15 protein-coding genes are annotated in these 9,358 nt (G+C 58.0%); all 15 read left to right on the top strand.

Going from position 1 to position 9,358, the window contains the following annotated elements; translation table 11 throughout:
- Positions 1-3 precede the first annotated feature (3 nt).
- The 15 genes from fusA (at position 4) to rplX (ending at position 9,348) form a co-directional block, all read left to right on the top strand.
- Positions 4-2,124: an elongation factor G gene (gene fusA, locus LUN51_RS14360; RefSeq protein ID WP_246894735.1), complete on the top strand. Its 2,121-nt coding sequence runs from the start codon at positions 4-6 to the stop codon at positions 2,122-2,124.
- A gap of 29 nt (positions 2,125-2,153) precedes the next feature.
- Positions 2,154-3,347: an elongation factor Tu gene (gene tuf / locus LUN51_RS14355; protein WP_246894736.1), complete on the top strand. Its 1,194-nt coding sequence runs from the start codon at positions 2,154-2,156 to the stop codon at positions 3,345-3,347.
- A 153-nt stretch (positions 3,348-3,500) separates the two neighbouring features.
- The gene (gene rpsJ, locus LUN51_RS14350; protein ID WP_011505728.1) at positions 3,501-3,812 is read left to right on the top strand and encodes a 30S ribosomal protein S10; all 312 of its coding nucleotides are present in this window, start codon (positions 3,501-3,503) and stop codon (positions 3,810-3,812) included.
- 130 nt (positions 3,813-3,942) lie between these two features.
- Entirely contained in the window at positions 3,943-4,581 is a 639-nt protein-coding gene (rplC, locus tag LUN51_RS14345; RefSeq protein WP_246894737.1) for a 50S ribosomal protein L3, read from the top strand.
- A 14-nt stretch (positions 4,582-4,595) separates the two neighbouring features.
- Positions 4,596-5,204, top strand: coding sequence for a 50S ribosomal protein L4 (gene rplD / locus LUN51_RS14340; RefSeq protein ID WP_040239419.1), 609 nt, complete (start codon positions 4,596-4,598; stop codon positions 5,202-5,204).
- Positions 5,201-5,497 carry a 50S ribosomal protein L23 gene (rplW, locus tag LUN51_RS14335; RefSeq protein WP_040239417.1) on the top strand — a complete coding sequence of 99 codons (297 nt, stop codon included), beginning with the start codon at positions 5,201-5,203 and terminating at the stop codon, positions 5,495-5,497. The genes rplD and rplW overlap by 4 nt, the downstream gene beginning before the upstream one ends.
- A gap of 16 nt (positions 5,498-5,513) precedes the next feature.
- Positions 5,514-6,344: a 50S ribosomal protein L2 gene (gene rplB / locus LUN51_RS14330; RefSeq protein ID WP_040239415.1), complete on the top strand. Its 831-nt coding sequence runs from the start codon at positions 5,514-5,516 to the stop codon at positions 6,342-6,344.
- Positions 6,345-6,377: 33 nt separating this feature from the next.
- The gene (gene rpsS, locus LUN51_RS14325) at positions 6,378-6,653 is read left to right on the top strand and encodes a 30S ribosomal protein S19 (protein ID WP_011505733.1); all 276 of its coding nucleotides are present in this window, start codon (positions 6,378-6,380) and stop codon (positions 6,651-6,653) included.
- An 18-nt stretch (positions 6,654-6,671) separates the two neighbouring features.
- Positions 6,672-7,004 (top strand): 50S ribosomal protein L22, encoded by a 333-nt coding sequence (gene rplV, locus LUN51_RS14320; protein WP_040239413.1) that lies wholly within the window; start codon positions 6,672-6,674, stop codon positions 7,002-7,004.
- An 11-nt stretch (positions 7,005-7,015) separates the two neighbouring features.
- Positions 7,016-7,714 carry a 30S ribosomal protein S3 gene (gene rpsC, locus LUN51_RS14315; RefSeq protein WP_040239410.1) on the top strand — a complete coding sequence of 233 codons (699 nt, stop codon included), beginning with the start codon at positions 7,016-7,018 and terminating at the stop codon, positions 7,712-7,714.
- 15 nt (positions 7,715-7,729) lie between these two features.
- A complete protein-coding gene (rplP, locus tag LUN51_RS14310; RefSeq protein WP_011505736.1) occupies positions 7,730-8,143 on the top strand; it encodes a 50S ribosomal protein L16 in 414 nt (137 codons plus the stop codon).
- Positions 8,143-8,334, top strand: coding sequence for a 50S ribosomal protein L29 (rpmC, locus tag LUN51_RS14305; RefSeq protein ID WP_011505737.1), 192 nt, complete (start codon positions 8,143-8,145; stop codon positions 8,332-8,334). Before rplP ends, rpmC begins: the two co-directional genes overlap by 1 nt.
- A 1-nt stretch (position 8,335) precedes the next feature.
- Positions 8,336-8,596 (top strand): 30S ribosomal protein S17, encoded by a 261-nt coding sequence (gene rpsQ, locus LUN51_RS14300; protein ID WP_040239407.1) that lies wholly within the window; start codon positions 8,336-8,338, stop codon positions 8,594-8,596.
- A gap of 51 nt (positions 8,597-8,647) precedes the next feature.
- Positions 8,648-9,019 (top strand): 50S ribosomal protein L14, encoded by a 372-nt coding sequence (rplN, locus tag LUN51_RS14295; RefSeq protein ID WP_040239405.1) that lies wholly within the window; start codon positions 8,648-8,650, stop codon positions 9,017-9,019.
- 14 nt (positions 9,020-9,033) lie between these two features.
- On the top strand, positions 9,034-9,348 hold the full coding sequence (rplX, locus tag LUN51_RS14290) for a 50S ribosomal protein L24 (protein ID WP_040239402.1): 315 nt from the start codon (positions 9,034-9,036) through the stop codon (positions 9,346-9,348).
- Positions 9,349-9,358 lie beyond the last annotated feature (10 nt).

Below are 9,358 nucleotides of genomic sequence, written 5' to 3'. Positions count from 1 at the left end.
ATCGTGGCACGCAAGACTCCGCTTAATCGCTACCGTAATATCGGTATCGTGGCTCACGTCGACGCCGGGAAGACTACCACTACCGAGCGTGTCCTGTTCTACACCGGCCTGTCTCACAAGGTTGGCGAGGTTCATGATGGTGCTGCCACCATGGACTGGATGGAGCAGGAGCAGGAGCGTGGTATCACAATCACCTCCGCTGCGACGACCTGTTTCTGGCAGGGGATGAGCAAGCAGTTCGATGAGCATCGTATCAATATCATCGATACACCGGGACACGTTGACTTCACGATCGAAGTCGAACGTTCCTTGCGTGTCCTCGACGGTGCTGTCGTTGTGCTTTGTGGCTCCTCCGGTGTGCAGCCGCAAACCGAAACAGTCTGGCGTCAGGCCAACAAGTATGAAGTTCCGCGTATGGTGTTCGTCAACAAGATGGACCGCGCCGGGGCCGATTACTTCATGGTGCTCGACCAGCTCAAGCAGAAGCTGGGAGCCAATACTGTTCCGATCCAGATCAACTGGGGCGCGGAAGATAACTTCAAAGGGGTTATCGACCTGATCCAGATGAAGGGCATTCTCTGGGACGAAGCCAATCACGGCATGAACTATGAGCTGGTCGACATTCCCGATGAGCTCAAGGAAACCGCTGAGAAGTATCGCGAGGCGATGGTCGAAGCTGCCGCCGAGGCGTCCGAAGAGTTGATGGACAAATACCTCGAAGAGGGCGCCCTCTCCGAGGCGGACATCAAGGCTGGCTTGCGTCGCCGTACTCTGGATAACGAAATCGTTCTGGTGACGTGCGGGAGCGCGTTCAAGAACAAGGGCGTCCAGGCGGTACTCGATGGCGTGATCGAATACATGCCGTCGCCCACCGAGGTCAAGGCTATCGAAGGTGAGCTTGACGACAAGGATGGCACAATCGCCACGCGTGAAGCTGACGATAAAGCACCTTTCGCTGCGCTGGCTTTCAAGATCGCCACTGACCCGTTCGTCGGGACACTGACCTTTATCCGTGTCTATTCGGGTGTGCTCAAGTCCGGTGACAGCATCTTCAATTCCGTGAAGAGCAAGAAGGAGCGCGTGGGCCGTATCGTCCAGATGCACTCCAATTCACGCGAGGAGATCAAGGAAGTCTACGCGGGCGATATCGCCGCGTGCATCGGTCTCAAGGATGTCACCACCGGTGACACCCTCTGTGATCTGCAGGACAAGATCATTCTTGAGCGTATGGAGTTTCCGGATCCGGTGATCTCGGTCGCCGTGGAGCCGAAATCCAAGCCCGACCAGGAGAAGATGGGGACCGCGCTGGGCAAGTTGGCTCAGGAAGATCCTTCGTTCCGCGTCAAGACCGACGAGGAAACCGGTCAGACGATCATTTCTGGCATGGGTGAGCTTCATCTCGACATCATCGTCGATCGTCTGCGTCGCGAATTCAAAGTCGACGCCAATATCGGTAAGCCGCAGGTAGCCTACCGCGAAACGATTCGCGCCAGTGTCGAGCAGGAAGGCAAGTTCGTTCGTCAGTCGGGCGGTCGTGGTCAGTACGGTCACGTGCTGCTGCGCATCGAGCCGCTGACGGCCGAAGACAAGGGCGAAGACGAAGACATGAACTTCAAGTTCGCCTCCGAAATCGTCGGTGGTGTGGTTCCCAAGGAATACGTGCCGGCCGTCGAGAAAGGGGCCTATGAGCAGCTGCAGAACGGGGTCATCGCGGGTTACCCGATGATTGACGTCAAGGTCACGCTGTTCGATGGTTCCTACCATGACGTGGACTCGAACGAGACTGCGTTCAAGGTTGCCTCTTCCATGGCGATCAAGGAAGGCGCGCCGAAGGCCAAGGCCGTGCTGCTGGAGCCGGTGATGAAGGTTGAGGTCGTGACTCCCGAAGAGTTCATGGGGGATGTTATGGGCGACATTAACCGCCGCCGTGGCCTCGTTCAGGGCATGGATGACTCGCCGGCAGGCAAGATTATCCGCGCCACGGTGCCGCTGGCTGAGATGTTCGGTTACGCGACCGATTTGCGTTCTCAGACCCAGGGCCGCGCAAGCTACACTATGGAGTTTGCGGATTACGAAGAGGCGCCCTCCAGCGTCGTTGAAGCCGTCATCAACCAGAATGGTTAACCGTTAGCTAACGTAAAGAGGTTATAGCAGTGGCTAAGGAAAAATTTGAACGTACCAAATCGCATATCAACGTCGGTACCATCGGTCACGTCGACCATGGCAAGACCACGCTGACTGCGGCACTGACTCGCGTTTCCGCGGAGGTTTTCGGCGGCGACTGGCGCGAATTCGACACCATCGACAACGCGCCGGAAGAGCGTGAGCGCGGTATCACCATCGCGACTGCTCACGTCGAATACCAGTCCGAAGAGCGCCACTACGCGCACGTCGACTGCCCCGGGCACGCCGACTACGTCAAGAACATGATCACTGGTGCCGCTCAGATGGACGGCGCTATCCTGGTCTGCAGCGCCGCGGATGGCCCCATGCCGCAGACGCGCGAGCACATCCTGCTGTCTCGCCAGGTCGGTGTTCCGAACATCGTCGTGTTCCTGAACAAGGCCGACATGGTCGACGACGAAGAGCTCCTCGAGCTGGTCGAAATGGAAGTTCGTGAACTCCTCAACGAGTACGACTTCCCGGGTGACGACTGCCCGATCATCACTGGCTCCGCGCTGATGGCGCTGGAAGGCAAGGATGATAACGGCATGGGTACTACTGCCGTTGCCAACCTGATCAAGGCCCTGGACGCGTATATTCCGGAGCCGGAACGTGCCATCGATCAGCCGTTCCTGATGCCGATCGAAGACGTGTTCTCGATTTCCGGTCGCGGTACCGTGGTAACTGGTCGTGTCGAGCGTGGTGTCGTCAAGAGCGGTGAAGAAGTCGAAATCGTGGGTCTCAAGGACACCGTCAAGACGACCGTTACCGGTGTCGAAATGTTCCGCAAGTTGCTCGACGAAGGTCGTGCTGGCGAGAACATTGGCGCGCTGTTGCGTGGCACCAAGCGTGACGACGTCGAGCGTGGTCAGGTGCTGGCCAAGCCGGGTACCATCAAGCCCCACACTACCTTCGAAGCCGAAGTTTACGTGCTGTCCAAGGAAGAAGGCGGTCGTCATACCCCGTTCTTCAAGGGCTATCGTCCGCAGTTTTACTTCCGGACCACTGACGTGACCGGTACTTGTGAGCTGCCGGAAGGCGTTGAAATGGTCATGCCGGGCGACAACGTCCAGATGACTGTGACGCTGATCGCGCCGATCGCCATGGAAGACGGCCTGCGCTTCGCGGTTCGCGAAGGTGGACGTACCGTGGGTGCCGGTGTTGTCGCCAAGATCGTCAAGTAAGGGTTTCGCCCTTCGATGATCGAAGGGGGCTCCTTTGAGGAGCCCCCTTTCTGTGCATGTTTGACAGTCACTGTCAGCCTGCCTATAATGCGCATCCTTTGAATGCGTGGGTAGACGGCTCGCGCCGTCGACATCCATTGGAGTTTAAGGCTAATGCAGAACCAAAAGATTCGCATTCGGTTGAAGGCCTTTGACCATCGCCTGATTGACCAGTCCGCGCAAGAAATCGTGGATACCGCGAAGCGTACGGGTGCTCAGGTCCGTGGTCCGATCCCACTACCGACTAATCGCGAGCGCTATACCGTATTGATCTCGCCGCACGTCAACAAGGACGCGCGCGATCAGTACGAGATTCGCACTCATAAGCGTGTGCTCGACATTGTCGAACCCACGGAAAAAACCGTAGACGCGCTGATGAAGCTCGACCTCGCCGCTGGCGTGGATGTGCAAATCAAGCTCGACTGATCACACTAGTCACTAGCGGCTTTTCCACAAGGTCGCCACGCCGGGACGGCGTCACACAATGTGCTAGTGGAATGCTCTGGAAAGGGCAGCCATAGCGGGTGATAGCCCCGTACACTAAAGGAGACTGAACATGACTATCGGTTTGGTCGGTAAGAAGAGCGGCATGACCCGCATCTTTACCGAAAATGGCGCTTCTGTGCCCGTAACCGTTATCGAGGTCGAGCCGAATCGCGTGACTCGCGTTAAGACTGTCGAAACCGACGGCTATAGCGCGATTCAGGTGACTTCGGGATCCCGCAAGGCCAAGCATCTGACCAAAGCTGCCGCAGGGCAGTATGCCAAGTCAGGTGTCGAGGCCGGTCGTGCATTGATGGAGTTTCGCTTGGAAGAGGGCGAAGATGCTCCTGAAGTGGGCGGCAACATCACCGTATCCCTCTTTGAAGCCGGTCAGAAAGTCGATGTGACTGGCACCTCTAAAGGCAAGGGCTTCCAGGGCGCCGTCAAGCGCTGGAATTTCCGCACCCAAGACAATGGTCACGGCAACTCGCTTGCGCACCGCGCTCCGGGCTCCATCGGTATGTGCCAGACGCCGGGTCGCGTCTTCAAGGGCAAGAAGATGGCCGGTCAGATGGGCAATGAGCGTGTGACCGTCCAGAGCCTGGAAATCGTGCGCGTCGATGCCGAGCGTAATTTGCTGCTGGTCAAAGGCGCCGTGCCGGGTGCGACCGACTGCGAAGTCATCGTACGCAGTGCCGTTAAAGCTCGCTGAGGGGTATGAGACCGATGAATTTGAATCTCGCAGGTGCCGAAGCCGGCACTGTCGAAGTGTCCGACGCTACCTTCGGTAAAGAGTTTAACGAGTCGCTGGTCCACCAGGTCGTGACTGCGTATTTCGCAGCCGGTCGCCAGGGGACTCGTGCACAGAAGACTCGCGCTGAAGTACGTGGCGGCGGCAAGAAGCCGTGGCGTCAAAAGGGAACCGGCCGTGCTCGTGCCGGCACTATTCGCTCGCCACTGTGGCGTAGTGGTGGTGTGACCTTTGCAGCACGTCCGCAAGACTACACCCAGAAAGTCAACCGCAAGATGTACCGCGCGGCCATGCGCTCGATTCTCTCCGAGCTGGTGCGTCAGGAACGTCTAGTCGTCGTTGACAGCATTGCGGTGGATGCCCCCAAGACCAAGCAGCTGATTGCCAAGCTGAAGGACCTGGATCTCGAGAAAGCGCTGATCGTCACCGAAGACATCGACGAAAAGTTGTTTCTCGCCGCGCGTAACATTCCCTACGTCGATGTAGTGGATGTCGCGGCTGCCGATCCGGTGAGCCTGGTTGCCTTTGACAAGGTGCTGGTCACCGTTTCCGCTCTGCGTAAATTCGAGGAGAAGCTGGGATGAACCAGGAACGCGTATTCAAGGTTCTGCTCGGGCCTCATATGACCGAGAAGGCCGCATTCGCCGCCGAAAACAACCAGTACGTGTTCAAGGTGGCCCAGGACGCGACCAAGCCCGAGATCAAGAAAGCCGTCGAAGCGCTCTTCGAGAAGAAGGTCGCTGGCGTGCAGGTCTTAAACGTCAAGGGTAAGACCAAGCGCACGCAGCATGGTGTTGGTCTGCGCAAGGGATATCGCAAGGCATACGTCACACTGGCGGCCGGCGAGACTCTCGAAGACTTCTCTGGCGCCGAGTAAGGCAGGAGTACGGATCATGGCAGTTGTTAAGACCAAACCCACGTCCGCCGGTCGTCGTCACGTCATCAAAGTCGTCAACGACGAGCTCTACAAGGGTCGCCCTTATGCCGGCCTATTGGAGAAGAAATCCAAGAGCGGCGGTCGTAACAATAACGGTCGTATCACTACCCGTCATGTCGGGGGTGGTCACCGTCAGCACTATCGTGTGATCGATTTCAAACGTGCCAAGGATGGCGTTGCCGCTGTCGTTGAGCGCCTCGAATACGATCCCAATCGTAGCGCTAACATTGCGCTGCTCAAGTACCTGGACGGCGAGCGTCGCTACATCATCGCTCCGCGTGGCGTGAAAGCGGGCGACCGCTTGGAGTCCGGCGTCAATGCAGCGATCAAGCGTGGTAACGCGCTGCCGCTGCGTAACATTCCGGTAGGGTCGACCGTGCACTGCATCGAGATGAAGCCCGGCAAGGGTGCTCAGATCGCACGGAGTGCCGGTGCCAGTGCCCAAGTGGTAGCACGTGAAGGCAACTACGCCACTGTGCGTCTACGTTCCGGCGAGATGCGCAAGATTTTGGCAGAATGCCGTGCAACCTTGGGTGAAGTGGGCAATTCCGAGCACAGCCTCCGTCAACTTGGCAAGGCCGGTGCGAAGCGCTGGAGAGGCGTGCGTCCGACGGTTCGCGGTGTCGCGATGAACCCGGTGGACCATCCGCATGGTGGTGGTGAAGGCCGCTCCAGCGGTGGCCGTCATCCGGTCAGCCCGTGGGGCATCCCCACCAAGGGCCATAAGACCCGCAAGAACAAGCGCACCGACAAGCTGATCGTCCGTCGCCGTAAGGCCCGGAAGTAAGATCTAACGCCAAGACATTAAGAGGTAACGGCTGTGCCACGTTCACTGAAGAAAGGTCCTTTTATTGACCTTCATCTGCTGAAGAAGGTTGAGACTGCAGTGGAGAAGAGCGACCGCAAACCGATCAAGACCTGGTCGCGTCGCTCCATGATCCTGCCGAATATGGTCGGGCTCACCATTGCAGTCCATAACGGGCGTCAACATGTCCCGGTGCATGTCTCCGAGGAAATGGTTGGCCACAAGCTGGGCGAATTCGCTGCCACCCGCACCTACCGCGGCCATGCGGCGGACAAGAAAGCCAAACGGTAAGCCAGAGAGGTTAGAGAGATGGAAGTCACAGCAAAGCTGCGTGGCGCTCGTTTATCCGCCCAGAAGGCCCGTTTGGTGGCTGACCTGGTGCGCGGTAAGCCGGTCGCCGAAGCACTGGATACATTGACGTATTCGCCGAAGAAAGCGGCGAAGATCGTCAAGAAAGTGCTTCAGTCCGCCATCGCGAATGCGGAAGAAAACAATGGCATGGACATCGACGAGCTGCGTGTCTCGACCATCTGCGTCGATGAGGGCATGACGCTTAAGCGCATCCAGCCTCGCGCCAAGGGCCGTGCGGATCGCATTTTGAAGCGCACTTGCCACATCACCGTCAAGGTAGCCGAGAAGTAGGAGTCGACCAGATGGGTCAGAAAGTAAATCCGACAGGTATTCGGCTAGGCATCGTTAAGGATCACCGCTCCGTCTGGTACGCCGAGCGTGGTGCTTATGCCGATAAGCTGAATAATGACCTCGAAGTGCGCCGTTTCCTGGAGCAGCGTTTGAAAAACGCCTCTGTGAGCGACATCACCATCGAGCGTCCAGCAAACAACGCACGCATCACCATTCACACCGCTCGTCCGGGCATCGTGATTGGCAAGAAAGGCGAGGATGTCGATCGCCTGCGTCGTGACCTCTCCGAGATGATGGGCGTGCCCGTGCACGTCAATATCGAAGAGGTACGCAAGCCCGAGCTCGACGCACAGCTCGTCGCGCAGAACGTCTGCGGCCAACTTGAGCGCCGCGTGATGTTCCGTCGTGCCATGAAGCGCGCCGTGCAGAACGCCATGCGTCTGGGCGCTGGTGGCATCAAGATCCAGTTGTCAGGGCGTCTTGGTGGTGCGGAAATCGCGCGTACCGAATGGTATCGCGAAGGTCGCGTGCCGCTGCACACGCTGCGCGCCGACATCGATTACGCCACTTACGAAGCGCACACCACTTACGGCGTTATCGGCGTCAAAGTGTGGGTCTTCAAGGGTGAGATCCTCGGCGGCATCGAGGAAGTGCGTGCCAAGCAGAAACAAGCTCAGGCACCGGGGCCCAAGAAGAAAGGTTCCAAGTAAGGGGAGAGTGGATCGATGTTACAACCCAAGCGTACGAAATTTCGCAAGGTGCAGAAAGGCCGTAATCGCGGTCTCGCGCATCGCGGAAGCAAGGTGAGCTTCGGCGAGTACGGTCTGAAAGCCACCGGTCGCGGACGTATCACCGCTCGCCAGATCGAAGCCGGCCGTCGTGCCATTACGCGTCACGTCAAGCGTGGCGGCAAGATCTGGATCCGCGTCTTCCCGGATAAGCCGATTACCGAGAAGCCGCTGGAAGTCCGTATGGGTAAGGGTAAGGGCTCCGTTGAATATTGGGTCGCCCAAATCCAGCCCGGCAAGGTGCTCTACGAGATCGAAGGCGTTTCCGAGGAGCTGGCGCGTGAGGCTTTTGACCTGGCCGCCCAGAAGTTCCCGGTCTCCACCACCTTTGTGAAACGGACGGTGATGTGATGAAAGCCCAGGAAATTCGTGAAAAATCAGTCGAAGCGCTTCAGCAGCAGCTGCTCGAGCTCCTCCGGGAGCAGTTCAACCTGCGCATGCAGAAGGCCACCGGCCAGCTGAGCCAGACCCATCTGCTCAAGCAGGTGCGTCGCGATATCGCTCGCGTTAAGACTGTGCTCAATGAGAAGGCAGGTGACTGAGATGGCTGAAGAAAATAATGCCCGCACACTGAATGGCAAGGTCGTGAGCGACAAGATGGACAAGTCCGTCGTCGTTCAGGTCGAGCGCCGTGTCCGGCATCCGATTTACGACAAGTACGTGAAGCGCTCCACCAAACTGCACGCCCATGACGAGGCGAATCAGGCGAAGGTCGGGGATACGGTCTCTATCGAAGAGTGCCGTCCGATCTCCAAGTTGAAAGCCTGGACGCTGGTCGAGGTGGTCGAGCAGGCCAAGGGCTGAGCAGGCCAGAGCCTTTCACCAGTGCAGTCAGTTTAGGTTTGGAGAAAACCGATGATTCAGACGCAGACAATGCTGGATGTCGCCGACAACAGCGGCGCGCGCCGGGTGCAATGCATCAAGGTGCTGGGCGGGTCGCACCGCCGTTACGCCCGTGTTGGTGACGTCATCAAAGTGACGGTCAAGGAAGCGATTCCGCGAGGCAAGGTCAAAAAAGGCCAGGTTCTCAAGGCCGTCGTTGTACGTACCAAGAGTGGTGTCCGTCGTACAGACGGTTCACTGATCCGCTTCGATGGAAATGCGGCCGTTCTGTTGCAAAACGCCAACGAGCAGCCGATCGGTACCCGTATCTTCGGGCCGGTTACGCGTGAGCTTCGCAACGAGAAGTTCATGAAGATCATTTCCCTAGCGCCTGAAGTGCTGTGAGGAGCGAGGCGGATATGCGAAAGATTAAACGTGACGACGAAGTAATCGTCATTGCCGGCAAGGACAAGGGCAAGCGCGGCACGATCAAACGGGTCCTGGATGGGTCCTATGTCGTGTCCGGTGTGAACATGATTAAACGTCACACCAAGCCTAACCCCATGCAAGGCAAGCAGGGGGGTATCGTCGAGCGTGAGGCCCCGATTCACGGATCCAACGTGGCCATCTTCAATCAGGAGACCGGTAAGGCGGATCGCGTCGGCTTCCAGATTCAGGAAGACGGTACCAAGGTACGTATCTACAAGTCGACGCAAAAGCAGATCGACGCCTAACGCGAGTCGG

The organism is Chromohalobacter canadensis (assembly GCF_029544075.1).
GTDB classification, from domain to species: Bacteria; Pseudomonadota; Gammaproteobacteria; order Pseudomonadales; family Halomonadaceae; genus Chromohalobacter; species Chromohalobacter canadensis_A.
Note: the sequence above shows the minus strand (reverse complement) of the source record. Positions and strands in the feature narration are given on the sequence as shown.